The following is a 26072-nucleotide window of genomic DNA, read 5'->3' on the forward strand; positions in this document are numbered from 1 at the left end:
GGGTGGTCAGGCGCCCATGGCGTCGATGAGGCTCTTGGGCCGCATGTCGGTCCAGTTCCGCTCGACGTGGTCCAGGCACTCCTGGCGGCCGGCCTCCCCGAACACCACGCGCCAGCCGTCGGGCACCGGGATGAAGTGCGGCCAGAGGGAGTGCTGGTTCTCGTCGTTGACCAGCACGAAGTAGGTGCCGTTCTCGTCCTCGAACGGGTTGGTGCTCATCGCGGGTCTCCTTCGGGTCGCGGCATCGCCACGGCGGCGTCGACCGCCCTGGCGACCTCGTCGAGGACGTCTCGACGAGTCATCTCTTCGTGGGGTGCGGACACGTCGTGCACGCGGATCTCGCCGGTGACGTGCGGGGCCCACCGGCCCGGGTCGCGTTCCGGGTGGTCGGCGGCGTCGGCGGCGCGGAAGAACAGCAGGTCGCCGTCGAAGCGGCGGGGGGTGTGGGCGGACAGGGCGCGGCCGTTGGCCAGGTAGGCGGACAGGACCGCGCCCGCCAGCTCGTCGGTGGTCTGCTCGTAGCCGCCCAGCTCGGCGCGGACCACGGCCACGGCGCGGGCGTGGCCCTCGGGCGTGGCGAGGTCGGCGGGGCTGAGGCCGGTGCCGGCGAACGCGTCGGCGAACACCTCGTCGGCGGTCATGGGGGTGGTGGTGGCGCGCGGGTAGGAGTCGAGGACCGCGAGCAGGTCGACGCGCTCGCCCGCCTCCTGCAGCCGCACCGCGACCTCGTGCGCCAGGTGCCCGCCCATGGACCAGCCGAGCAGCCGGTACGGCCCGTGCGGCGCGGCCCGGCGCAGGTGCTCGACGTACCGGGCGGCCTGCTCGCCGATGGTGCCGGGCTCGCCGGTGAGGTCGGTCTGGAGGCCGTACAGCGGCACGTCCGGGTCCAGCGCGCCGAGCAGCCCGGTGTAGCACCAGCTCAGGCCGGACGCCGGTGGCAGGCAGAACAGCGGCGGCGCGTCACCGCCCACCCGCAGCGGCAGCAGCGCGCCCAGCGCGTCCACGCCCTCGGCGGCCGGGTCGCCGGCGAGGCGGCGGGCCAGCTCGGCGGGGCTGGGCGACTCGAACAGCGTCCGCACGGTCACGTCGGCGCCGAAGCGGGACCGCACCCGGTCGGCCAGCGTCACGGCCAGCAGCGAGTGGCCGCCGGCGGCGAAGAACCCGCGGTCCGGGTCGACGTGCCCGACCCGCAGCACCTCGGCGAACATGCGGCAGAGCAGGTCCTCGGTGAGCGTGCGCGGCGCGCGGCCCGCGGCGGCGGCCGCCGAAGGCGCGGGCAGGGCGCGGCGGTCCAGCTTGCCGTTGGCGTTGAGCGGCAACGCCTCCAGCGCGGTGAACGTGCCGGGCACGAGGTGCGCGGGCAGGTCGGCCGCCACGTGCTCGCGCAGCGCGTCGGGGTCCGGCTCGGCGCCGGGCTCGGGCACGTAGTAGGCGGCCAACCGCTGGTCGCCGGGCACGTCCTCGCGCACCGCGACGGCCGCGTGGGCCACCCCGGCGCACCGCGCCACGGCGGCCTCGACCTCGCCCAGCTCGACCCGGACGCCCCGGATCTTCACCTGGTCGTCGGCGCGTCCCAGGTACCGCAGGGCGCCGTCCTCGTCCCACCGGGCCAGGTCGCCGGTGCGGTACAGGCGCGAGCCGGGCGGGCCGTACGGGTCGGCGACGAACCGGGTCGCGGTGACGCCGGGGCGGCCCAGGTAGCCGCGGGCCAGCTGCACGCCGGCCAGGTACAGCTCCCCCGGCGCGCCGGGCGGCACCGGCGCGAGGCGGGCGTCCAGCACGAGCGCGCGGGTGTTCCAGACCGGCCTGCCGATGGGCACGCCCGGGTCGTCGGGGGCGCACTGCCACGACGTGACGTCCACCGACGCCTCGGTGGGGCCGTAGAGGTTGTGCAGCTCGGCCGCGTGCGTGGCCAGGAACCGATCCCGGGTGGCGGGCAGCAGCGCCTCGCCGCTGCACAGGACCCGCCGCAGCCCGGGGCACTCCCGCGCGGACGGGTCGGCCAGGAAGACGTCCAGCATGGACGGTACGAAGTGGACGGTGGTGACGCCGTGGTCGTTGATGGTCCGGGCCAGGTACGCGGGGTCGCGGTGGCCGTCGGGCTTGGCGACGACGATCGCCGCGCCGGTGGTCAGCGGCCAGAAGAACTCCCACACCGACACGTCGAACGTGTACGGGGTCTTGAGCAGCACCCGGTCGTCGGCGGCCAGGCGGTAGCGGTCCTGCATCCACAGCAGGCGGTTCACGATGCCCCGGTGCGGCACGCCGACGCCCTTGGGCGTGCCCGTGGAGCCGGACGTGTGGATGACGTAGGCCAGGTCGTCCGGCGCGGCCCGGCGGGCCGTCACGTCCGGTGCGTCGCCCGTGCCGCGCACCGCCAGCGCCGGCAGGTCGGGGAACGCCGCCGCGTCGTCGGTCACCACGCACACCGGGCGCGCCCCGGCCAGCAGCACGGCCCGCCGCCGGGCGGGCAGGTCGGTGTCCAGTGGCAGGTAGGCCGCGCCGGACTTCAGCACGGCCAGCAGCGCCACCACCAGGTCCGCCGAGCGGGGCAGCGACACGGCCACCAGCGCGTCCGGTCCCGCGCCCGCGGCGACCAGGCGGCGGGCCAGGTGGTCGGCTTCGGCGTGCAGCGCGGCGTAGTCCAGCTCGCGGTCGTGGTCGACCACGGCCGGCGCGTGCGGCGAGCCCGCCGCCTGCCGCTCCAGCAGGTCGGTGAGCGTGACGTCCTCGACCGGGGTCGCCGTGTCGTTCCACGTGCGCAGCACCAGCTCGCGGTCGGCCTCGTCCAGCGGCGTGAGCGCGCCCAGCGGCCGGTCGGGGTGCTCGACCAGGCCGGTCAGCACGCGCAGCAGCCGGTCGGCGAGGCGGCGGGCGGTGGCCGCGTCCACCAGGTCGGGCCGGTGGTCCAGCCGGAACGCCAGGTTCGGGCCCGGCACGCCGATCAGCGTGACCGGGTAGTGGGTGGCGTCGCGGGCCTCCACGTCGATCACGAACGCGCCGCCGGCCAGCTCGGTGTTGTCGTCGTCGCCGGTCGGGTAGTTCTCGAACACCAGCGTGGTGTCGAACAGCGGGCCGCGCCCGACCCGGCCCTGGATCTCGGCCAGGCCGACGTGCTGGTGCTCCATCAGGCCGGTCTGCTGCGACTGCAGGGCGTCCAGCAGGTCCGCCGCGGTGTCCTCGGGCGACCAGGCCACCCGCACCGGCAGCGTGTTGATGAACAGGCCGATCATGCGCTCCACGCCGGGCAGCTCCGGCGGGCGCCCGGACACCGTGCCGCCGAACACCACGTCCGTGCGGCCGGTCTGCACGCCCAGCGTGAGCCCCCACGCCGCCTGCACGACCGTGTTCACGGTCCAGCCGCGCTCGCGGGCCAGCTCGGACAGCCGCGCGGTCGGCTCCTCGCCGAGCTTCAGCTTGAGCTGCGCGGGCGGCGCCTGCTCGCCGGGCCGCCCCGGGCCACCCACCAGCGTGGGCGCGGTGACGCCGTGCAGCACGGCGTCCCACGCCTTGCGGGACACCTCCCGGTCGCGCCCGTCCAGCCAGGCCAGGTAGTCGCGGTAGGGCGCGACCGGGGTCATGCCCTCCTCGTCGCCGTGCCGGTCGTACAGCTCGAACAGCTCGTCCAGCAGCACCGGCAGCGACCAGCCGTCGACCACGATGTGGTGCACGGTGATCGCCAGCCGGAAGTCCTTGAACGGCATCCGGAACAGCACGCACCGCAGCGGCACGTCCTCGTGCAGCGCGAAGCGGCGCAGCCGGTCGGCGTCGTAGCGGGCCTCGAACCGGGCCTCGGCCTCGGCGACCGACAGCCCCGAGCAGTCCACCACCTCCCACGGCACCTCGACGTGGTCGAGCACGACCTGCACGGGCTGGTCGAGCCCTTCGTGGACGAACAGCGACCGCAGCCCGGCGTGCCGCCGCACCAACGCCTCCACGGCGTCGCGCAGCGCGTCCACGCCGAGTTCGCCGTAGAGGTCGACGGCCACCTGCACGGTGTAGAAGTCGAGGCCGTCGGTGTCGTGCAGGGCGTGGAACAGCAGGCCCTGCTGCAACGGGGCCAGCGGGAGGATGTCCTCGATGCGCGGTGCGCTCACGAGTCGGCTGCTCATGACCGGCCTGCCTTCCTCATCATGGCCTCCAAGCGGTCGATGTTCTTCTGCGACAGGGGGACCAGCGCCACGTCGGAGGGCGTGAGGCCGCCGGCGCGCGGGTCGCGGGCGTGGGCGGCGAGCGCGGTCAGCGCCTCCCGCCACAGCCGCCCCAGCTCAGCCACGTCCGGTTCGTCCAGCAGGGCGGCGGGCCAGGACAGCGCGGCGACGAGCCGCGGCCCGTCGGCGCCGTCCTCGGTGAAGGCGTTGACCTCCAGGACGTGGGCGAAGGGCAGGCCGTCGTCACCGACCGCGCCGCCCGCCTCGGCCAGCGGGGTCCAGTCCCGGCCGGTCGCGCCGACGCTCGTGCGGCCCAGGTAGTTGAACCCGATCTGGGGCGCGGGGCAGGCGGCGAGCTTGCCCGCGGTGTCGGGGTTGAGGTGGCGCAGCAGCCCGTAGCCCAGGCCGTGGTCGGGCACCGCCCGCAGCCCTTCCTTGACCTGCTTGAGGGCCGCGCCGACGGGTTCGCCGGCCGCCACCACCTCGGCCCACCGCAGCGGCGGCACGTCCACCCGCACCGGGTAGAGGTTGGTGAACCAGCCGACCGTGCGGGACAGGTCCAGGCCGGGCGCGACGGCGTCCTCGTGCCTGCCGTGGCCCTCGCGGTCCACCAGCAGCGCGTCGGGCAGCCGTTCGCCGCGCCGGGCCAGCCACTCCCGCACGGCCAGGCCGAAGCCGGTGAGCAGCACGTCGTCCACGCTGACCCGGAACGCGGCGGGCGCGGTGGTCAGCAACGCCGTGGTCACGTCCGGGTCGACCTCGACCACGGCGGTGCGGGCGGTGGCCAGCGTGTCGCGGCGGGGGTCGAGCGGCCGGGGCGCGAGGGCGGGCTGGGCGGTGTCGGCCGTCGCGAGCCAGTGCGGCACCTGCTCGGCCCAGCGCGGTTCGGTCGCCGCCTCGGCCAGGCGGGTCGCCCACCGACGCCACGACGTGCGCACCGGCGGCAGCTCGGGTGCGACCCCGAGGCGGGCCGCGGTGGCCGCGGTGGCGAGGTCGGGCAGCAGGATGCGCCAGGAGACGCCGTCCACGACCAGGTGGTGGGCCAGGACCAGCAGCCGGCCGGGCGCGTCCGGACCGGCGTCGAACCACACCAGGCGCAGCATCACCGCGTCGTCGGGCCGCAGCGCGCGGCGGGCCGCCTCGGTGTGCTCCGCGACCGCGGCCGCCACCGCGTCCTGGTCGAGCCCGGCGACGTCCACGCGGGTGACGTGCTCCTCGGCGCGCACCGCGCCGTGCGGCAGCACTTCGAGCGCCCACCGGTCGTCGTCGCGCCGCAGCCGGGTGCGCAGGGCGTCGTGGTGGTCCAGCACGACCGCGAGGGCGTCCACCAGGTGCGCGGTGGTGAGGCCGGCGGGCGTGGCGACCAGGTGCGACTGGTTGAACCCGTCGACCGGGCCGCCGCCGGCGCGCAGCCACTCCACGATCGGCAGCAGCGGCACCTCGCCCACGCCGTCGCGGTCGGCCGCCTCGTCCTCGGCCTGCTCGGCCAACGGGACCGCGACCCCGGCGAGGCGGCGCACGGTCTTCAGCTCGAACACGTCGCGCGGGGTGAACACCCAGCCCGCCGTGCGGGCCCGGCTGACGAGCTGGATCGACATGATGCTGTCGCCGCCCAGGTCGAAGAACCCGTCGTCCACGCCGACCCGCTCCACGCCGAGCACGTCGGCGAACACGCCCGCCAGCGCCTCCTCGACGGCGGTGCGCGGCACGGTGACCGGCGCGGCCTCGCGCCGCGGCGCGGGCAGGGCCCGGCGGTCCAGCTTGCCGTTGACGGTGAGCGGCAGCTCGGGCAGCACCACGAACGCCGACGGCACCGAGTAGTCCGGCAGGGCGGCGGCGGCCGCGGCCCGCGCGGCGGCGACGTCCACGCCGTCGCCGACGAGGTAGGCCACGAGCCGGCGCTCGCCGGGCCGGTCCTCGCGCAGCACCACCGCCGCGCCCCGGACGCCCGCGCGGCCGGTCAGCGCGGCCTCGACCTCGCCCGGCTCGATGCGGAAGCCGCGCAGCTTCACCTGGCCGTCGGTGCGGCCGACGAACTCCAGCCTGCCCTCGCGCGACCAGCGCGCCAGGTCGCCGGTGCGGTACATGCGGTCACCGGGCGCGCCGTGCGGGTCGGGCACGAACCGCTCGGCGGTCAGCCCGGGCCGGGCCAGGTAGCCGCGCGCCAGCTTGCCGCCGGCCACGAACAGCTCGCCCGTCACGCCCGGCGGCACGGGCTGGAGCCGGGCGTCCAGCACCCGCAGCGCGGTGCCGACCATCGGCACGCCGATCGGCAGCGGGCCCGCGACCACCTCGCCGGGCAGCACCGCGTGCCGCGAGGCGAACGTGGTGGTCTCGGTGGGCCCGTAGCCGTTGACCAGCACGAGGTCCGGGCACGCCCGGCGCACCGCGGCCACCGCGTGCTCGGGCACCACGTCACCGCCCGTCCACACCTCGCGCAGGGGCGCCAGCGTCTCCGGCGCCTCCTCGGCGACGACCCGGAAGAGGCCGGCGGTGAGCCACAGCGCGGTCACGCCGTGCCGGCGGATCGCCGCGCCCAGGCCCGCGAGGTCCACCTCGTCCGGCGAGTCCACGATCGACGTGCCGCCGTTGAGCAGCGGCACCCACATCTCGTAGGTGCTCGCGTCGAACGCGTAGGAGGAGTGGACCAGGACGCGCCGGTGCGCGCCCGTCGTGAAGATCGGATCCGCGGCCAGCTCCACCACGTCGGCGTGGGTGACGGCCGCGCCCTTCGGCACGCCCGTGGAGCCGGAGGTGTGGATGACGTAGGCGAGCTGGTCCGGCAGCGGCGTCGGCAGCTCGACGTCCGGCGCGGGCGTCAGCGGCGCGGTGAGGTCCACGACGTGCGCCGGCGCGGCGAGCCCGGCGGGCAGCTCGGCGCGGTCGGTGAGCAGCACCCCCGCGGCGGTGTCGGCCAGGATCAGGTTGTGCCGCTCGGCGGGGTTGCCGTCGTGCAGCGGCACGTACGCGCCGCCCGCGAGGAGCACCGCCAGGGTGGCGACGGTGCGCTCGGCGGTGCGGCGGGCGAGCACCGCGACCCGCGCCTCCGGCCGCACGCCGACCGCCACCAGCCGCCGGGCCAGCGCGTCGGCGCGGTCGGCCACCTCGGCGTAGGTCAGCTCGCGGTCGCCGTCGACCAGGGCCACGGCGTCCGGTGCCTGCGCGACCCGGGCGCGGAAGCGGTCCACGACCGTGCCGGGGGCGCGGTGGGACGTGGTGCGGCCCCACGCGTCCAGCACGATCGCGCGTTCGCCCTCGCCCAGCACGGGCAGGCCGCTGACCGGGGTGGTGGCGTCGGCGGCGACGGCCCGCAGCACGCGGGTCAGCCGGGCGCCGAGGTCCTCGGCGGTGGCGCGGTCGAACAGGTCGGTGGCGAACTGGATGGTGCCCTCCAGACCCGCCGGCGCGCCGTCGCGGTGGGTCTCGCCGAGGTCGAACGACAGGTCGAACTTCGCCGGTCCCTCGCCGAGGTCGACCAGGTCCAGCCGCAGGCCCGGCAGGTCCAGGTCCGGCTCGGGCGCGTTCTGCAGCACGAGCATCACCTGGAACAGCGGGTGCCGCGCCACGGACCGCTCGGGGTTGAGCGCGTCCACGAGCCGGTCGAAGGGCAGGTCCTGGTGCGCGAACGCGGCCAGGTCGGTCTGCCGCACACGACCCAGCAGCTCCTCGAACGCCGGGTCGCCGGACGTGTCCGCGCGCAGCACCAGCGTGTTGACGAAGAAGCCGACCAGGTCCTCCAGGGCGGCGTCGGTGCGGCCCGCGACGGCCGTGCCGAGGACCACGTCCTCGCCCGCGCCCATCCGGGTCAGCAGCGCCGAGATCGCCGCCTGGAGCACCATGAACAGGCTCGCGCCGGACCGGCGGGCCAGGGTCAGCAGGTCGGCGTGCAGGTCCGCGTCCACGCGCCACGGCACGAGGCCGCCCCGGTGCGAGGCCACGGCGGGCCGCCGCCGGTCGGCGGGCAGCTCGATCGCGTCGGGGATGCCGTCGAGCTGCCGCCGCCAGAAGTCGAGCTGCGCCGCGCCGACCGAGCCGGGGTCGTCGTCCGCGCCGAGCACGTCGGCCTGCCACAGCGCGTAGTCCGCGTACTGGACGGGCAGCTCCGGCAGCTCCGGCGCGCGACCGGCCAGGCGGGCGCGGTAGGCGTCGCCGAGGTCGCGGGTCAGGGGCGTGAACGACCAGCCGTCGCCGGCGATGTGGTGCAGCACCAGCAGTAGCACGTGCTCCGAGGGCGACAGCTCGAACAGCCACGCCTTGAGCGGCAGCTCGCGGGACAGGTCGAAGGTGCACGCCGCCGCGTCGTCCAGCCGCTCGCGCAGCACGCCGGCGTCGGTCGTGCGCACGCTGAACGCCCGGGTCAGCATCTCGTCGGCCTCGGCGGCGGGCACCACGAGCTGGCGCGGCGTGCCGTCGGTGTCGGGGAACACCGTGCGCAGCGCCTCGTGCCGGGCCAGCACGTCGCCCAGGGCGGCGCGCAGCGCGGTCACGTCCAGGTCGCCGGACAGGCGCAGCGCGATCGGGATGTTGTACATCCCGCCCGCGTGCTCCAGCCGGTCGAGGAACCACAGCCGGCGCTGGGCGAACGACAGCGGCACGACGTCGGGCCGGTCGACCCGCGCCACGCCCGTGCGCGCCGCGCCCGCCGTGGTGGCGCGGGCGGCGAGCGCGGCGGGCGTCGGTGCCTCGAACACCGCGCGCAGCGGCAGCTCCACGCCCAGCGCCGCGCGCACCTGGCTGACCAGGCGGGTGGCCAGCAGCGAGTGGCCGCCCAGGTCGAAGAACCCGTCGTCCACGCCGACCCGCTCCAGGCCGAGCACGTCGGCGAACACCGCGCACAGCACCTCCTCGGCGGGGGTGCGGGGTGCGGCGTCGCCGACCACGGCCGTGTCGGGCGCGGGCAGGGCGCGGCGGTCGAGCTTGCCGTTGGCGTTCAACGGGAACGCGTCGAGCACCACCAGCGCCGCCGGGACCATGTAGGCGGGCAGGGCGGCCCGCGCGGTGTCGAGCACGGCGGTCGGGTCGACGGCGCGGCCGGCCGCGGGCACGACGTACCCGACGAGCCGCTTGTCGCCGGGCCGGTCCTCGCGGACCACGACGGCGGCCCGGTCGACGTCGGCGTGCCGGGTCAGCGCCGACTCGACCTCGCCCAGCTCGATCCGGAACCCGCGCACCTTCACCTGGTCGTCGGACCGGCCCAGGTACTCCAGCTGCCCGTCCGCGCCCCAGCGCACGAGGTCGCCGGTGCGGTAGAGCCGCCCGCCGCGGCCGAACGGGTCGGCGACGAACCGCTCCGCGGTCAGGGCGGCGCGGCCGACGTAGCCGCGGGCCAGGCCCTCGCCGGCGAGGTACAGCTCGCCGGGCGTGCCGGGCGGCACGGGGCGCAGCGCGCCGTCGAGGACGTAGGCGCGCGTGTTCCACAGCGGACGGCCGGTGGGCGCGGGCCCGTCGAGCGGCTCGGGACCGGTGGCGCCCCACTGGAGGGTGTAGACGGTGGCCTCGGTGGGGCCGTAGATGTTGTCGATGCGGGCGGTCGGCACGGCCGCGCGCACGTCGTTGTAGACGCTCGCGGGCAGTCCTTCCCCGGCGAGCACGACGGCACGCGCGTCCAGCTCCACCCCGGCGGCGAGCACCTGCGCGAACACCGAGGGCACGCCGCTGACCAGGCCGCCGGTCCAGCCGCCCCGCTCCACCAGGGTGGTCAGGTTCTCCACGACCTCGACGCGCCCGCCGACGACGAGCGGGGTGAACAGCTCGAAGACCGACACGTCGAAGTTGAGCGAGGTGGACAGCAGCACCGAGGACAGCTCCTCGGCGGTGAAGTGGTCCGCGGCCCAGGCGACGAGGTTCGCCATGCCGCGCCGGGTCACGGCCACGCCCTTGGGGCGGCCGGTGGAGCCGGAGGTGTGGATGACGTAGGCGAGCGACCCGCCGTGCACGGCCGGGGTCGGCGCCGCGGCGGGGCGGGCGAGGCGGTCGGCCACGGCCGGGTCGTCCAGCAGCACGAGCAGGTCGGCGGCCACGTCGAGCCGGGCGGCGGTGCCGCTGTCGGCGACCACGCACACCGGGCGCGTGTCGTCCAGCACGAACGCGATCCGCTCGGCCGGGTGGCCCGGGTCCAGCGGCACGTACGCGCCACCCGCCCGCAGCACCGCCAGCAGCGCGACCACGGCGTCGGACGTGCGCGGCAACGACACCGCGACCACCGCCTCCGGCCGCACGCCGCGGTCCACCAGCAGGGCGGCCAGCCGGTCGGCGCGGGCGTCCAGCTCGGCGTAGGTGAGCACGCGGTCCGGGCCGACGACGGCGACCGCGTCGGGCGTGCGGCCCGCCTGCCGGGCGATGAGCTGCTCCACGAAGGCGTCCGGCACGGGCCGCGCGGTGTCGTTCCACGCGTGCAGCACGCGGTCGCGCTCGGCGGGGTCCATGACGTCGATGTCGCCGAGGCGGACCGCCGGGTCGGCGACGACGGTCTCCAGCAGCCGCACCAGGCGGCGCGCCAGGGTCCGGGCGGTGGACGCGTCGAACAGGTCGAGGGCGTGTTCCAGGTCGCCCTCCACGCCGGCCGGGCGGCCCGCGTGGTCGTGGGTCTCGCTCAGGTCCAGCAGCAGGTCGAACTTGGCCGCGCCGCCGGGCACCTCCTCGAGGTCGATGGCCAGGTCGGGCAGGTCGAGGTCGGCCTCGGGGGTGTTCTGCAGGACCAGCATCACCTGGAACAGCGGGTGCCGGGCCAGCGACCGGCGCGGGTTGAGCACTTCCACGAGCCGTTCGAACGGCACGTCCTGGTGCGCCAGCGCGGCCAGGTCGGTCTGCCGCACCCTCTCCAGCAGCTCCTTGAACGCCGGGTCGCCCGAGGTGTCGGTGCGCAGCACCAGCGTGTTCACGAAGAACCCGACCAGGTCGTCCAGCGCCTCGTCGGACCGACCGGCCACCGCCGTGCCCAACGGGATGTCGGTGCCCGCGCCCAACCGCGTCAACAACGCCGCCACGGCCGCCTGGAGCACCATGAACACCGTCGTGCGGGTCTGCCGGGCCAGCGCCACGAGCCTGGCGTGCGTGTCGGCGTCCACCCGGAACGGCACCCGGCCGCCCCGGTACGACGCCACCGCCGGGCGCGGCCGGTCCGCGGGCAGCTCCAGCACCTCGGGCAGGCCGGCCAGCCGCTCGCGCCAGAAGGCGACCTGCGCCGCGAGCGCGCTGCCCTCCTCCTCGTCGGACCCGAGCACGCGCCGCTGCCACAGCGTGTAGTCCGCGTACTGCAGCGGCAGCGGCGGCAGCTCCGGCGCCGTGCCGGCCAGCCGGGCGCGGTAGGCCACGCCGAGGTCGCGCAGCAGGGGCGTCAGCGACCAGCCGTCGCCGGCGATGTGGTGCACCAGGAACAGCACCACGTGCTCGTCGGGCGCCAGCTCGAACAGCCACACCCGGCACGGCGGCTCGGCGGCCAGGTCGAACCGGTGCCCGAGCGCCTCGGCGAGGGCCGCGGGCAGGTCGTCCTCGTCCACCTCCACGTGCCGGACCACCACCCCGGGCGCGTCCAGCACGCGCTGCACCGGCTCGCCGTCGACCTCCGGGAACGTGGTGCGCAGCGCCTCGTGCCGGGCCACGACGTCGCCGAACGCGGCCGTGAGCGCCGCGCGGTCGAGCTGCCCGGTCAGGCGGAGCGGCAGGGGCACGTTGTACATGCCCGCCGCCTCCTCCAGCCGGTCGAGGAACCACAACCGCCGCTGGGCGTACGACAGGGGGAGCACGTCCGGGCGGGGCAGGACCTCGACGTCGTGTCGGGTGCCGCGGGCGCGTTCGGCCAGGGCCGCCAGCGCCGCGGGGGTGGGCGCCTCGAACACCGAGCGGATGGACAGCTCCACGTCCAGCACGGACCGGACGCGGCTGACCAGGCGGGTGGCCAGCAGCGAGTGGCCGCCGAGGTCGAAGAAGCTGTCCTCCACCCCCACCGACGGCAGGTTGAGGACCGTGGCGAACACGCCGACCAGCACTTCCTCGGTGAAGTTGCGGGGCGCGCGGCCGGTCGCCGCCGTGCCGCCGACCACGTCGGGCGCGGGCAGGTTGCGGCGGTCCAGCTTGCCGTTGGTGGTCAGCGGCAGCGCGTCCAGCCGCACGAACGCCGACGGCACCATGTAGTCCGGCACGGCGGCGGCGACGTGCGCGTGCAGGGCGAGCGGGTCGAAGTCGTGGCCCTCGGCGGGCACGACGTAGGCGACGAGCCGCTGGTCGCCGGGCTGGTCCTCGCGCACCACCACGCCGACCGGGCCGGTCGAGGGGTGGCGCGACAGCACGGACTCGATCTCGCCCAGCTCGACGCGGTAGCCGCGGATCTTGACCTGGTCGTCGGCGCGGCCCGCGAACAGCAGGTCGCCGTGCTCGCCCCACCGCGCGAGGTCGCCGGTGCGGTACATGCGCGAGCCGGCCGGGCCGTAGGGGTTGGCGACGAACCGGCCGGAGGTCAGGCCGGGCCGGGCCACGTAGCCGCGGGCCAGGTTCTCGCCCGCGATGTACAGCTCGCCGACCACGCCCGGCGGCACCGGGCGCAGCGCGTCGTCCAGCACGTACGCCTGCGTGTTCCACAGCGGGCGGCCCAGCGACAGCACCTCGGCCGGGATCTCGTCGCCCGGCTCGACCACCAGCGACGTGCAGCCGACGGTGGTCTCCGTGGGGCCGTACTCGTTGACGACGCGGGCGCCGGGGTGGCGCTTGCGCCAGACGTCGAGCTGCGCGCCGGGCAGCGGCTCGCCGCCGAGCACCAGTTCGGCGGTCGGCGAGTAGGTGTCGGGCAGCACGTCCAGCACGGACAGGTGGCTCGGCGTGCCCTTGAGGAACGCGAACCCGGCCGCCGTGGCGCTGCCCGGGTCGATCCCGTCGTCGGCGAGGTCGCCCAGGTGCACGGCGCCACCGGAGATCAGCGGCGCGTACAGGCCGGTGACGGTGAGGTCGAACGTCACCGGCGAGTGCAGGAACGCGCCGGACCGCACCGAGGGGTAGGCGTCGACCGACCACTGGAGGTAGTTCACGGCCGCGCGGTGCTCGACCAGGGTGCCCTTGGGCCGGCCCGTGGACCCGGAGGTGTAGATGACGTACGCGGCGTGCTCCAGGCGCAGCGGCGAGCGCCGGTCGGCGTCGGTCAGCGGGGCGGCGGACCGGTCGCCGTGGTCGAGGTCGTCCAGCACCAGCGGCGGCACGTCGAGCGCGGCCAGGCGGGGCGCGAGGGCGGCGTCGGTGACCAGCCGCACGGGCCGGGTCTCGTCGAGCATGTCGGCGAGGCGGTCGGCGGGCTGGTCGGGGTCCAGCGGCAGGTAGCCCGCGCCGGTCTTGAGCACCGCCAGCAGCGCCGTGACGAGGCGGGTGCCGCGCGGCAGCGCCACCGCGACCAGGGTTTCCGGCCCGGCGCCCTGCTCGACCAGCAGGCGCGCCAGGCGGTTGGCGTCGGCGTGCAGCTCGGCGTACGTGCGCCGCTCGGCGCCGTGGACGACCGCGGTCGCGTCCGGGGTCGCCCCGGCCTGCCGGTCCAGCAGGGCGGTCAGGTGCAGCGGCTCCACGGCGCGGTCGGTGGCGTTCCAGTCGACCAGGATGCGCTGCCGCTCGTCGGCGTCGAGCAGGTCGACGGCGTTGATCGGCCGGTCGGGGTCGGTCGCGATGGCGCGCAGCACCAGCCGCAGCCACTCCCCCATCCTGGCCACGGTGGCGCGGCCCAGCACGTCGGGCCGGTAGTCCAGGCGGAACGCCAGCCGCTCGCCCGGCAGGCCGACGAGGCTGATCGGGTAGTGCGTGGCGTCGCGGGCCTGGAAGTCGGTGATCCGCACGCCCCCGCCCAGCACGGGCGCGGTGTCGACGTCGACCGGGTAGTTCTCGAACACCATCGTGGTGTCGAACAGCTCGCCGTGGCCGGTGCGGCGCTGCACCTCGGCCAGGCCGACGTGCTGGTGGGCGATCAGCCCGGCCTGCCGGTCCTGCACGCCGGCCAGCAGGTCGGCCAACGTCTGCCCGGCGGTCCAGCGCACGCGCACCGGCAGCGTGTTGATGAACAGGCCCAGCATCGTCTCCACGCCGGGCAGCTCGGCGGGCCGGCCGGACACCGTGCCGCCGAACACCACGTCCCGGCGGCCCAGGTAGCGGCCGAGCACCACGCCCCAGGCGCCCTGGGCGAGGGTGTTCATCGTCCAGCCGCGGGCGCGGGTGGTGCGGGTGAGCGCGTCGGTCAGCTCGTCGTCCAGCTCGACCAGCACGCCGTCGGGCACCACGGAGGCGTTGTCGGCCGCCGCCCCGACGAGCGTGGGCCCGTCCAGCCCCGCCAGCACCTCGTCGTAGGCGGTCAGCGCGCTCTCGGTGTCCTGGCGGGTCAGCCAGCCGAGGTAGTCGCGGTAGGGCGTGACGCGGGGCATCGCCGAGTCGTCGCCCGCGTGCTCGTAGAGGGTGAACAGCTCGTCCAGGAACACCGGCGTGGACCAGCCGTCCATCAGGATGTGGTGCATGGTCAGCAGCAGCCGGTGCACCTGCCCCGGCAGCACGACCAGCACGAACCGCAGCAGCGGGGCGCGGGCCATGTCGAAGCGGCGGGCGCGTTCGGCGTCGACCAGGTCGGCGTACTCGGTCTCGGGGTCGGCGGCGCCGGTGAGGTCGACCTCCCGCCACGGCGCGCGCACCTCGCGGCGCACCACCTGCACGGGCCGGTCGAGGCCCTTGTGGCGGAACCCGACGCGCAGGTTCGCGTGCCGGCGCAGCAGGGCGTCGGCGGCGGCGTGCAGCGCGGGCACGTCCACCGGGCCGGTCAGCTCGGTGGTCATCTGCACCGTGTAGACGTCCAGGCCGTCCCGGTCGTACAGGGCGTGGAAGAGAAACCCCTCCTGCAACGACGAGAGCGGCAGGACGTCCTCGACTGCGGACTTCTTGCTCATCGGTCCAAGTCCTCGCTCTCGTCGTCTTCGTCGTCTTCCAGCAGGTCGAGCTCTTCCTGGCTGAGCGGGACCAGGTCCACGTCGGACGGGGTGAGCCCGCCCGCCGCGGCGCCCCGGACGTGCTCGACCAGGCCGTGCAGTGCCTGCCGCCACGCGGTGGCGAGGTCGGCGGCCTCGGTGTCGGCGAGCAGGTCGGCGGGCCAGGCGAGGGTGGCGGCCAGGCGCGGGCCGGCCGGGGTGTCCTCGGTGACCGCGGTGACCTCCAGCGCGTGCACGAACGGCAGGTCGTCGTGCCCGACGGGGGCGGTGAAGCCGGGCGCGGGCAGCCACAGCCGGTCGCCGCCCGGCGCGGCGGTGTCCACCCGGCCCAGGTAGTTGAACGCGAGCTGCGGCGCGCCCAGCCCGGCGAGCTTGCCCGCCGTGTCGGCGTTGAGGTGGCGCAGCAGGCCGTAGCCGACGCCCTTCTCCGGCAGCTCGCGCAGCTGCTCCTTGACCCGCTTGAGGGCCGTGCCCGCGGCGGGTCCGCCGGCCAGCAGCTCGGGCCAGCCGACCCGGCCGGGGTCCAGGCGCACCGGGTGCACGCTGGTGAACCAGCCGACCGTGCGGGACAGCTCCACGTCCGGCACGACCTCCTCGCGGCCGTGGCCCTCGACCTGGAGCAGCACGGAGGTCTCCGCGCCCCGGCCGCGGCGCTCCCGCCACCGGCCGACGGCCAGCGCGAGCGCGGTCAGCAGCACGTCGTCCACCCCCGCGTGGAACGCGGCGGGCACCTCCGTGAGCAGCGGCGCGGTCTCCTCGACCGTCAGGACGACCTCGCTGGTGCGGGCCGTGCCGACGGTGTCGCGGGCCGGGTCGAGCGGGCGCGCGCCCAGCAGCGGGTCCGGGCCGTCGAGCACGGCCGTCCAGTACGGGAGCTGCTCGGCGCGCGCCGGGTCGTGCGCGGCGTCGTGCAGCAGGTGCGACCAGCGCCGCCACGACGTCCACACCGGTTCCAGCGCGGGTTCCCGGCCGGCCGCCAGGGCGTGCCACGCCTGGGCGAGGTCGGGCAGCAGGATGCGCCACGACACGCCGTCCACGGCGAGGTGGTGCACGACCAGCAGCAGGTCGCCGGGGTGCGCCGGGCCCGCGTCGAACCACACCGCCCGCACGAGCAGGCCGCGGGCCGGGTCGAGGCGGCGCCACGCCGTGTCGGCCTCGGCGCGGACGGCGGCGGCGCGCGCGGTGTCGTCCAGCCCGGTCACGTCCACCCGGTCGGTGATGTCGGCCGCCCGCACCGCGCCGGGGTCGGCGACCTCGTAGACCCACTCCCCCTCGTCGTCGCGGTGCAGGCGGGAGCGCAGGGCGTCGTGGCGGTCCAGCACGGCGTCCAGCGCGCCCAGCAGCCGGTCCCGGCCCAGCTCCGCGGGCACGGCGACGAGCTGCGCCTGGTTGAAGCCGTCGAGCGTGCCGCCGCTGTCGAGGAACCAGCGCACGACCGGCGTCAGCACGGCCGGTCCGCTGCCGGTGGTGTCGGGCACGAGCCGCGCGTCGGTCGGCTCGACCGCCACCAGCGCCAGCTCGGCCGCGGTCTTGCGCTCGAACACGTCGCGCGGGGTGAACACCAGGCCGGCCCGGCGGGCGCGGCTGACGAGCTGGATGGAGCCGATGCTGTCGCCGCCGAGGTCGAAGAAGCTGTCGTCGACGCCGACGTCGGGCAGGCCGAGCACGTCGGCGAACACCGCGCACAGCACCTCCTCGCGGGCGGTGCGCGTGCCGGTCGGCTGCGGCGCCGGGTCGGGGGCGGCGGGCGCGGGCAGCACGGCGTGGTCGAGCTTGCCGTTGCGGCTCAGCGGCAGCTCGTCCAGGACCACCACCGCGGACGGCACCATGTAGTCGGGCAGCTCGGCGCGCAGCGCGGACCGCAGGGCCGCCGTGTCCAGCTCGACGCCGGCCGACGCGGTGACGTAGGCGACGAGCCGGGGCGTGCCGCCGTGGTCGGGGCGCAGCAGCACGGCGCACGCGTCCACGCCGTCGTGGCGGCGCAACGCGGCCTCCACCTCGCCCGGCTCCACCCGGAAGCCGCGGACCTTGACCTGGCCGTCGACCCGGCCCAGGAACCGCACGTGCCCGTCGGGCAGGCGGCGCGCCAGGTCGCCGGTGCGGTACATGCGGGCGCCGGGCGGGCCGTAGGGGTCGGGCACGAACCGCTGCGCGGTCAGCCCCGGCCGGTCGAGGTAGCCGCGGGCCACGTTCGGGCCCGACAGGTACAGCTCGCCGGGCACGCCGACGGGCACCGGCCGCAGCCACGCGTCCAGCACGTGGGCACGGCTGTTGAGCACCGGCGCGCCGATGACCGGGGCCGGGTGGTCGGCCAGGTCGGCGATCATCGAGTCCACCGTGGACTCGGTGGGGCCGTAGAAGTTGAACGCCACCAGGCCCGGCGTGCCGCGCAGCACCTCCCACAGGTGGGCGGGCACCGCCTCGCCGCCGAGCAGCACCACCGACGGGAAGCGCTCGTCGCCCTCCAGCAGCCCGTGCGCCACCAGGTGGTCCACGTAGGACGGCGTGGTCTCGATGACGTCGACCCGCTCGCGGCGCAGGTGGGCCACCAGCGCGTCCGGGTCGCGGCGGGCGTCGTCGCCGATCACGTGCAGCTCGTGCCCGGCCAGCAGCCACAGCACCGGGTCCCACGACGCGTCGAACGCCACGGGCGCGGTCAGCGCGGACCTCAGCCGGTCGCGGCCCAGGCGGCGGGTGACGGGCGTGAACACGTGCTCCTCGTGGTGGCGCAGGAGGTTGGCCAGCGAGCCGTGCTCCACCACCACGCCCTTGGGCCGCCCGGTGGAGCCGGAGGTGTAGATGACGTACACGGCGTCGCGGGCGGTCAACGGCCGGGTGCGGTCGGCGTCGGTGGGCGCGGTGTCGGGCGCGTCGGCCGCGCCGTCCAGCACGAGGCGGGCCGGCTCGTCCGGCAGGGTCGTGGCGTCGGTGAGCACCAGGGCCGGACGGGCGTCGGCGAGGGTGGCGCGCAGGCGTTCCACCGGGTGGTCCGGGTCCAGCGGCAGGTACACCGCGCCGGCCTTGAGCACGCCCAGCAGCGCCACGACCGTGTCGACGGACCGGGGCAGCGCCACGGCGACCACGTCGCCCACCGCCGTGCCGCGCCGCAGCAGCAGGTGCGCCACCCGGTTGGCCCGGCGCTCCACCTCGGCCGCGGTCAGCCGCACGTCGCCGGCGACCAGCGCCACGCGGTCGCCGGAGGTGGCGGCGAACCGCTCGAACGCGGCGAACGCGGTCGGGTCGGGCACCGGCCCGACGGGTCCGGCCGCGCCGCGCACCAGGTGGTCGGCCTCGCCGGGGGCCAGCAGGTCCAGCTCGCCGACGCGCCGCGCCGGCTCGGCCGTGGCCTGGTCGAGCACGCGGGCGAACCAGCCCGCGAACCGGTGCGCGGTGTCGGCGTCGAACAGGTCCCGGCTGTACTCCAGCTCGCCGGACAGGCCCGCGGGCTCGCCGTCGACGTGCCGTTCGGCCAGCGTGAACGACAGGTCGAACTTCGCCGGGCCGGCCGGCAGGTCGACCACCTCGGGCGTGACGCCGGGCAGGTCGAGGTCGGGGTCGGCGTTGTTCTGCAGCGCCAGCAGCACCTGGAACAGCGGGTGCCGGGCCAGCGAGCGCTGCGGCGCCAGCTCCTCGACCAGCCGGTCGAACGGCACGTCCTGGTCGGCGAACGCGGCCAGGTCCGTGTCGCGAACCCGGTCGAGCAGCTCGGCGAACGTCGGCTCGCCGGAGGTGTCCACCCGCAGCACCAGCGTGTTGACGAAGAAGCCGACCAGCTCGTCCAGCGCCTCGTCGCGCCGGCCGGCCACGGGCGTGCCGACCGGGATGTCCGTGCCCGCGCCCAGCCGGGTCAGCAGCGCCGACAGCGCCGCGTGCAGCACCATGAACGGGCTCGCGCCGTGCTCCGCGGCCAGGCGCGCCACGCGGGCGTGCACGTCGGCGGCCAGGCGCAGCGGCACGGAGCCGCCCTCGTTCTCGGGCCGGTTCGGGCGCGGCCGGTCGGTGGGCAGGTCCAGCGTGTCGGGCAGGCCGGCCAGCCGGGCGCGCCAGTGGTCCAGCTGCGCGCGCAGCGGGCTGTGCTCGTCGTCCTCGGAGCCGAGCACGTCGTGCTGCCACAGCGTGTAGTCCGCGTACTGCACGGGCAGCGGCGCGAACTCCGGGGCCGCGCCCGCGTGCCGGGCGCGGTAGGCGACGCCCAGGTCGCGCAGCAGCGGCGCGAGGGACCAGCCGTCGGCGGCCACGTGGTGCAGCAGCAGGAGCAGCACGTGGTGGTCAGGGGCGAGCCGGTACAGCCGCACGGCCACGGGCAGGTCGTCGGCGAGGGCGAACTTGTGCCGCACCGCGTCGGCCAGTTCCGCGGGCAGCGCGTCCTCGGTGGTGTCGACGCGGCGCGTGGCGGCGCTGAGCAGCGCGGTCGCGGCGGCCGGCTCCAGCACGGCCTGCCGGGGCGCGCCGTCGACCTCGGGGAACACCGTGCGCAGCACCTCGTGCCGACCCACGACGTCCGCCACGGCCGCGAGCAGCGCCGCGTCGTCCAGCGCGCCGGTCAGCCGCACGGCCAGCGGCACGGAGTACATGCCGCCCGCCTCGTCCAGCCGGTCGAGGAACCACAGGCGCTGCTGGGCGGCGGACAGCGGCACGACCTCGGGCCGGGGCCGCGGGGTCACCCTGGCGCGGGCGGGCGCGGCGTCGCGCAGGGCGCGGGCCAGGCCGGCCGGCGTCGGGTGCTCGAACACCGCGCGGATCGGCGCTTCCACGCCCAGCACCGCGCGGACCCGGCTGATCAGCCGCATGGCGAGCAGCGAGTGGCCGCCGAGGTCGAAGAACCCGTCGTCCACGCCGACCCGCTCGACGCCGAGCACGTCGGCGAACAACCCGCACAGCACCTCCTCCGCGCCGTGCGCGGCACGGGACGCGGACGTCCCGGCGGTGGCGGGCGCGGGCAGCGCGTGCCGGTCGACCTTGCCGTTGGCGTTGAGCGGCAACGCGTCCAGCTCCACCACGACCGACGGCACCATGTACGCGGGCAGCGCGTCACCGAGGTGGGCGCGCAGCGCCGCCTGGTCGACGCCCGTGCCCCCCGCGGGCACCACGTAGGCCACGAGGCGCCGTTCGCCGCGGTGGTCGGCGCGCACGGCGACGACGGCGTGGGCCACGTCGGGGTGCCGGGCCAGCGCGGACTCGACCTCGCCCGGCTCGATCCGGAAGCCGCGCAGCTTCACCTGGTCGTCGGCGCGGCCGTGGAACGCCAGCCGCCCGTCCGGCAGGCGGCGCACCAGGTCGCCGGTGCGGTACATGCGGTCGCCGGGAGGCCCGTACGGGTTGGGCACGAACCGCTGCGCGGTGAGCCCGGGGCGGTGCAGGTAGCCGCGCGCCAGACCGGTGCCCGCCACGTACAGCTCGCCGACCGCGCCGGGCGGGGTGAGGTTCAGGTCGGTGTCCAGCACGTGCACCCGGGTGTTGTCCATCGGCAGGCCGATGGGCACGGCCTCCGGGTCCGGCTCGCCGGGGCGCAGCGGGAAGCGGGTGGCGAACGTCGTGGTCTCGGTGGGGCCGTAGCCGTCGACCACGGTCAGGTCCGGGCAGTGCGCGCGGACCCGGGCCACCGCGGCGGCGGGCACGACGTCACCGCCGGTCCACACCTCCCGCACGCCCGCCAGGCACGTCGGCGCCTCCTCGGCGACCAGCCGGAACAGCCCGGCGGTCAGCCACAGGGCGGTCACCCGGTGCTCGGCGACCACCCGGCCGAGCGTGGCGATGTCGAGCACCCCGGGCGGGGCGACGACGACCGTGCCGCCGGACAGCAGCGGCGCCCACAGCTCGTAGGTGGCCGCGTCGAACGCGTGCGAGGAGTGCAGCAGCACGCGGGCGTGCGCCGGGGTGGTGAACAGCCGGTCGGTGGCCAGCTCCACGACGTTGGCGTGCGTGACCGCGACGCCCTTGGGCACGCCGGTGGAACCGGACGTGTGCATGACGTAGGCGAGCTGGTCGGGGTGCGACCGCCGGTTCAGCGGCGCGGCGGCGGGCGGTCGCTCGTCGGTCCGCAGCACGTGCGCCGGTGCGGTCAGCCCCTCGGGCAGCGACGGCCGGTCGGTGACCAGGACGGGCGCGCCGAGGTCGGCGAGCACGAAGTTCAGCCGCTCCACGGGGTAGGACTCGTGCAGCGGCACGTAGTAGCCGCCCGCCTTGAGCACGGCGAGGACCAGCACCACCAGCGTCGGCGACCGGTCCACCAGCAGCGCGACCGGCGTCTCGGCGATCACGCCCGCGGCGGCGAGGCGGCGGGCCCACCGGTCGGCCTCGGCGTCGAGTTGGCGGTAGGTGAAGGCACCGGTGTCCGACACCAGGGCCGGCGCGTCGGGCGTGGCCGCGGCCTGCGCCTCGAACCGCGCGGCCGGCGACGTCGAGCCGACCCGGCGGGCCGTGTCGTTCCAGGTCACCAGCTCGGCGTGCCGCTCCTCGGCGGTGAGCAGGTCGAGGCGGCCCAGCGGGGTGGCCGGGTCGGCGGCGACGGCCGCGAGGACCGTGGTCAGCCGGCTCACCAGGTGCCGTGCGGTGGCCTCGTCGAACAGGTCGAGCGCGTACTCCAGCGCGCCGGCGACGCCGGTCACCGCGCCGCTGTCGTCGCGGGTCTCGTAGAGGTCGAACCACAGGTCGAACTTGGCGACGGCCGTGCGCAGGTCGGCCACGGCGACGTCCAGGCCGGGCAGGTCGACGTCCGGGTCGGGGGTGTTCTGCAGGACCAGCATCACCTGGAACAGCGGGTGCCGGGCCAGCGACCGGCGCGGGTTCAGCTCCTCCACGAGCCGCTCGAACGGCACGTCCTGGTGCGCCAGCGCGGCCAGGTCGGTCTGCCGCACCCGCTCCAGCAGGTCGGTGAACGTCGGGTCGCCCGAGGTGTCGGTGCGCAGCACCACCGTGTTGACGAAGAACCCGACCAGGTCGTCCAACACCTCGTCCGTCCGACCGGCCACCGCCGTGCCCAACGGGACGTCCGTACCCGCGCCCAACCGCGTCAACAACGCCGCCACGGCCGCGTGCAGCACCATGAACACGCTGGTGCGCGTCTCCCGCGCCAGGTCGGCCAGGCGCGCGTACAGCTCGCCGTCCACGGTCAGCGGCACGCGCGCGCCCCGGTGCGACGGCACCGCCGGGCGCGGCCGGTCGGTCGGCAGCTCCAGCACCTCGGGCAGGCCGGCGAGGCGGTCGCGCCAGAAGCGGACCTGGCGGCTGAGCGCGCCGTCCGGGTCGTCCTCGTCGCCCAACGCCTCCCGCTGCCACAGCGCGTAGTCCGCGTACTGCAACGGCAGCGGGGTGAACTCCGGGGCCACGCCCGCGTGCCGGGCGCGGTAGGCATCGCCGAGGTCGCGCAGCAGCGGTGCCAGCGACCAGCCGTCGGCCGCGATGTGGTGCACGACCAGCAGCAGCACGTGCTCGTCCGGTGCGGTCCCGAACAGCCACAGCCGCCACGGCAGGCCGGCGGCGAGGTCGAAGCGGTGCCCGGTGGCGGCGGTCATCGGCTCGGCCGGGTCGGCGACGGCCGCCACCTCCACGTGCCCGGGGAGCAGCCGCAGCGCGTCGGCCGGGTCGAGGACGTGCTGGACCGGCTCGCCGGCCACCTCGGGGTAGCGGGTGCGCAGCGGCTCGTGGCGGATCACGACGTCACCGAGCGCGGCCAGCAGCGCCTCCCGGTCCAGCGGGCCGCGCAGCCGCAGCGGCAGCGGCACGTTGTAGGTGCCGCCGGTCTCGTCCAGCCCGTGCAGGAACCACAGCCGGCGCTGCGCCGACGACAGCGGCACGAGGTCCGGGCGCGGTCGCGCGGCGGGCCGGGACCGGGCGACGGCGGCGCCGTCCACGACGAGGGCCAGGCCGGCGGGCGTCGGGTGGTCGAACACCGACCGCAGGGACAGCTCGACGCCGAGCGCGGACCGGACCTTGCTGATCAGCCGCGTGGCGAGCAGCGAGTGGCCGCCGAGGTCGAAGAAGCTGTCCTCCACCCCGACCTGCCCGGTGCCCAGCACGTCGGCGAACACGGCGACCAGCAGCTCTTCCAGCGGGGTGCGCGGCGCGCGGCCGGCCGCCCCCGGGTCGGGCGCGGGCAGCGCGTGGCGGTCGAGCTTGCCGTTCGCGGTCAGCGGCAGCGCGTCGAGCGCCACGAACGCCGACGGCACCATGTACCCGGGCAGCCGGGCCTCGGCCGTCGCGCGCAGCGCGGCGAGGTCCACGTCGGCGGGCGTCGCGTAGGCGACCAGCCGCTTGTCGCCGGGCCGGTCCTCGCGCACGACGACCGCGAGCGCGTCCGCGCCGCCGTGCCCGGACAGCACGGCCTCGACCTCGCCCAGCTCGATGCGGTGGCCGCGGACCTTCACCTGGTGGTCGCGGCGCTCCAGGAACACCAGCGAGCCGTCCGCGCGGCGGACCACGTAGTCGCCGGTGCGGTACATGCGGCGGCCGGGTCGGGGCGTGAACGGGTCGGCCACGAACACCACGCCCGTGCGGCCGGGGTCGCCGAGGTAGCCGCGGCCGACGCCCTCGCCGCCGACGTACAGCTCGCCGGGCGTGCCGACGGGGACCGGGCGCAGGCGGTCGTCCAGCACGTACAGGCGGGTGTTGCGCAGGGCGGTGCCGATGGGCACGCCGTCGGCGACGTCGGCCGGCGAGGTGATGACGGCGTGCGTGACGTCGTCGGCGCACTCGGTCGGGCCGTAGGCGTTCATCAGCGGGATGCCGGGGAAGGCGTCGAGCCAGCGGGCGCACAGGTCCGCGGGCAGCGCCTCGCCCGTGGCCACGAGCAGGCGCAGCGAGGGCAGCGCGGGCCGGCCGCCGTCGGCGTCCCACAGGTCGAGGGCCGCGCGCAGCAGCGACGGGACGACCTCCAGCACGGCCACGCGTTCGAGGTCGGTGCGCTCGAAGAGGCCGCGCGGGTCGGCGGCGAGGTCGCGCGTGACGACCCGCGCCGTTCCGCCGGCCACGAGGGGCGCGAGCATCTGCCAGATCGAGATGTCGAACGTCAGCGGCGCGTTCTGCACCACGGTGTCGCGTTCGGACAGCCCGCAGTCCTCGACCTTGGCGAGCAGGTGGTTCACCATGCCCCGGTGGGTGACCATGGCGCCCTTGGGCTTGCCGGTCGACCCGGAGGTGAACAGCACGTAGGCGAGGTCGTCGCCCGCCCCGACCGGTTCGGGCCACTCGTCGGCGACGTCCCGCCCCACCTCCAGCAGCGGCAGGTCCCCGGCCAGGTCGGCGGCGAACCCGGCGACGGCGGGCGGGGTGAGCACGAGCCGCGCGCCGCTGTCGGCCAGCAGCGCGCGACCGCGGGCGATCGGCGAGTCGGAGTCCACCGGCACGTAGGCCGCGCCCGCGCCGAACACCGCCAGCACGGACACCACGAAGTCGCGGCCCGGCGCGGTGGGCAGGGCCACCACGTCGCCGCGACCGACACCGGCCTCCCACAGGCGCCGCGTCACCGCGGCCGCCCGGCCCGCCAGCTCGGCGTAGGTGAGCGCGCCCTCGTCGTCCACCACGGCCACCGCGTCGGGCGTGGCGCGGGCGTGGCGCCGCACCCGCCGCACCACGCCGTCCGCGTCGTCCAGCGGCGCGTCGGTGCGGTTCCACCCGACCAGCGCCTGCTCGCGCTCGGCGGCGTCGAGCAGGTCGAACGACGCCAGCGGCGCGTCCGGTGCCGCCAGCAGCCGCTCCAGCAGGCGCAGCAGCCGGTCCAGGTGGCCGGCCACCTCCTCCTCGCGGTACAGGAACTCGTTGCCGTCCAGGTCGATCCGCACGGGCTTGCCGTCGGACCGGTCGTAGGCGGTGATCTCCACGTCGTCGATCACGCCGTTGGACAGGTTGTGCGCCGTCACGGGGTGGCCGCCGAAGGTGACGTTGTAGTCGAACGGCATGATGTTGACCACGACGTTCGCGAGCTGCCCCGCCCCGCGCACCAGGCCGAGGTCGCGCAGCACGTCCTCCTGCCGGTACCGCTGGTGCTTGAGCGTGTTGCGCGCCTCGACGGTGGTGCGCCGCAGCACGTCGAGGAACGTCGCGCCGGGGTCGACGTCCACGAACAGCGCCAGGATGTTGCTGACCATGCCGGGCGTCTCGCGCAGCAGCTTGCTCTTGCGCGCCATGACCGGGAACCCGACCGGCGTGGTGCGGGCGCCCGTCACCAGGTGCAGGTAGACGGCGGTGGCCGCGGTCAGCGCCATCGGCCACGTCGAGGCGTTGGTGCGGGTCAGCTCCTTCATCCGGTCCATCAGCGCCGGCTCGACGTGCGCGGTGGCGCGGGCCGGGCGGGCGCTGGCGGGCGCGGTGCCCGGGGTGAGCCCGACGGGTGCCGGGCGGTCGGACAGGCGGGCCCGCCAGTGCTCCTGGTCGCGGCGGTAGGCGTCGGACGCGCGGTAGGCCGCGTCCTCGTCCAGGTACTGCTGGAGGGTGGCGAACGGGGTGGGCGCGGGCTCCTCCCCCGCCACCAGGGCCGAGTACACCGCCGCGAGGCGGTCGGTGAAGATGCGCCCGCTCACGCCGTCGGCGATGACGTGGTGGTTGCGCTGGTAGTACAGGAACCGGTCGGGGGCGACCCGGAACAGGGCGTCCACCGACAGCGGACCGCGTTCGAGGTCCATCGGCCGGTACACGTCGTCGTCCATCCACGCCACCGCGTCGCCGACCGGGTCGGCGCGGTCGGTGTGGTCGAAGAACCTCAGGTGCGGGTCCGGGGCGAGGAACTGCCACACGCCGTCGGCGTCCTCGGTGAACCTGACCTGGACGGTCTCGGCCTCCAGCACGGTGCGGCGCAGCGCCTCCTCGAACAGCGCCACGTCCACCGGGCCGTGGATCTCCAGGTACTCCGACATGACGAACACGTTGTCGGGGTTCAACCGCTGGCCGTACCAGATCCCCAGTTGCCCCGGGGAGAGCGGCCACCGCCGCCTGTCCTCGCTCATGTCCCTGGTCCTCCCTCGCCCTGGCCCGTGGTCCTCGCCGC

4 protein-coding genes are annotated in these 26072 nt (G+C 76.2%); all 4 read right to left on the minus strand.

The genetic code is table 11. The features are described from left to right. Window positions 1–6: 6 nt before the first annotated feature. From ACIGNX_RS12195 to ACIGNX_RS12210, 4 genes are read right to left on the minus strand one after another with little or no spacing between them, the layout of a single operon-like run. Complete coding sequence (locus ACIGNX_RS12195) at window positions 7–219, minus strand: MbtH family protein (protein ID WP_396539120.1); 213 nt, start codon at window positions 217–219, stop codon at window positions 7–9. Next, window positions 216–4112, minus strand: coding sequence for an amino acid adenylation domain-containing protein (locus ACIGNX_RS12200; protein ID WP_396539122.1), 3897 nt, complete (start codon window positions 4110–4112; stop codon window positions 216–218). The genes ACIGNX_RS12195 and ACIGNX_RS12200 overlap by 4 nt, the downstream gene beginning before the upstream one ends. Next, window positions 4109–15052: an amino acid adenylation domain-containing protein gene (locus tag ACIGNX_RS12205; protein WP_396539124.1), complete on the minus strand. Its 10944-nt coding sequence runs from the start codon at window positions 15050–15052 to the stop codon at window positions 4109–4111. Before ACIGNX_RS12205 ends, ACIGNX_RS12200 begins: the two co-directional genes overlap by 4 nt. Continuing rightward, on the minus strand, window positions 15049–26031 hold the full coding sequence (locus tag ACIGNX_RS12210) for an amino acid adenylation domain-containing protein (RefSeq protein WP_396539126.1): 10983 nt from the start codon (window positions 26029–26031) through the stop codon (window positions 15049–15051). Before ACIGNX_RS12210 ends, ACIGNX_RS12205 begins: the two co-directional genes overlap by 4 nt. Between the last annotated feature and the right edge of the window lie 41 nt (window positions 26032–26072).

It is taken from the genome of Actinosynnema sp. NPDC053489 (genome assembly GCF_044544865.1).
Classification (GTDB): Bacteria; Actinomycetota; Actinomycetes; order Mycobacteriales; family Pseudonocardiaceae; genus Actinosynnema.

What these genes read in the sequence shown, in the direction of transcription:
- ACIGNX_RS12205 (WP_396539124.1), bottom strand. Translation starts at nt 15,052, where the DNA reads ATGAGCAAGAAGTCCGCAGTCGAGGACGTCCTGCCGCTCTCGTCGTTG.
- ACIGNX_RS12195 (WP_396539120.1), bottom strand. Translation starts at nt 219, where the DNA reads ATGAGCACCAACCCGTTCGAGGACGAGAACGGCACCTACTTCGTGCTG.
- ACIGNX_RS12200 (WP_396539122.1), bottom strand. Translation starts at nt 4,112, where the DNA reads ATGAGCAGCCGACTCGTGAGCGCACCGCGCATCGAGGACATCCTCCCG.
- ACIGNX_RS12210 (WP_396539126.1), bottom strand. Translation starts at nt 26,031, where the DNA reads ATGAGCGAGGACAGGCGGCGGTGGCCGCTCTCCCCGGGGCAACTGGGG.